Raw genomic sequence first — 1276 nt, 5'->3', positions numbered from 1 at the left:
TTCACCGCATCACCCTTAAGTACACGCCAAGCACCTACTCCGCGCATACTGTTGATGTAATCAGTGATTTTTTTATCAGTATCAGAACTTTGCGTATAAAATTTGCCATCTGCAGCGTAAAGCCTGTGATTAAACACCACATCTTGATTTTCAAACATATTGGCCTGCAATGCAACATAAGTAAATCCTGCTGGTGCAATAATCTCTGCCAATGTTCCTGCCAACTGCATGTGGTCACCAACAGACTTATCATTAAACCATGCTTGCTGCACACCGGCACCATAAAAAATACACGGTATAGATGACAAAGTGCGCGTATCCTGTTCCTTAGCAAAACTGAATCGCTCCGAATGATCACCGGTAATAACAAAAAGCGTATCACTGTACATGCTTTGCGCCTGCTTTACAAAATCACCCATCGTTTTATCCGCATACCAAATATGACCAAGCTCGGTAAGCGTTTTTTCATCATTGGCAATATCTGCAGGCAGCTTGCTCTTAACCTGTGCTCTGGGAAAGCCCATACCATCCACATCAATGCTGTAAGGTGGATGATTACTTGTTGTTAATACCACATGGAAAACCTTTTCCTGCTCTTTTTCCTTGCTCATATAAGCTTCAATTTGCTTAAACAAAACAGCATCCGAACAGCCCCAAGCGTTACCTCTATCATCACTGAACTCATCTGCACAATGGAATTCATCAAAGCTTTGTGCCTTAGTAAACTTGCCAATATTTTGCCATCCGGAAAAGCCACCATACCAAAAAACAGTCTTGTAACCAAGCTGCTTCATAATATAGCCAATACCGGTAGCATACTTGCTATTAAAGCTGTTTGCCTGATAGTTTTCATATAACCCCATATCAGGAATACCGCTTACCAAACCATTAACAGCAGAAATAGTTCCGCTGCCATGCGGTAGCATAGTAGCAACGTGAGCAGCGTAAACAGAATTTTGCAAGGCCAGCATATTATCAACTAATCCCAAATCCTTGTACTTAGGTAAAAATGGCCAATTACCAAAGCTTTCGCCAACTATAAGCACAATATTACGTGGTTGCTTAGCCATCTTAGGCTGTTTAACAGTATGCATAAAAGCCTTATCTATGCTATCAGCAGCTTCATTGCCACCACTTGCAGCAATTTTTTCACGCAGCTGTGCAACTGTAATGTTGATATTTGTCACCTTATCAATTTTACGCTTCATATCACGCACACGGTATAAGGCCTGGCCATCATCTAAAATTGCTTCGTTCAAAAGATTAGATTTTAAGC

The 1276-nt window shown here is 41.1% G+C and carries 1 protein-coding gene; it reads right to left on the bottom strand.

Annotated features, from left to right (window positions below):
* Positions 1-1276, bottom strand: a 1276-nt coding sequence (locus BN587_RS09305) for an LTA synthase family protein (RefSeq protein ID WP_044484768.1), incomplete at both ends; no start/stop codon positions are given.

It is taken from the genome of Phascolarctobacterium succinatutens CAG:287, from assembly GCF_000434895.1.
GTDB lineage: Bacteria > Bacillota > Negativicutes > Acidaminococcales > Acidaminococcaceae > Phascolarctobacterium_A > Phascolarctobacterium_A succinatutens_A.
The sequence above is the reverse complement of the archived record's forward strand: the minus strand, read 5'-3'. Positions and strand labels throughout refer to the sequence as shown.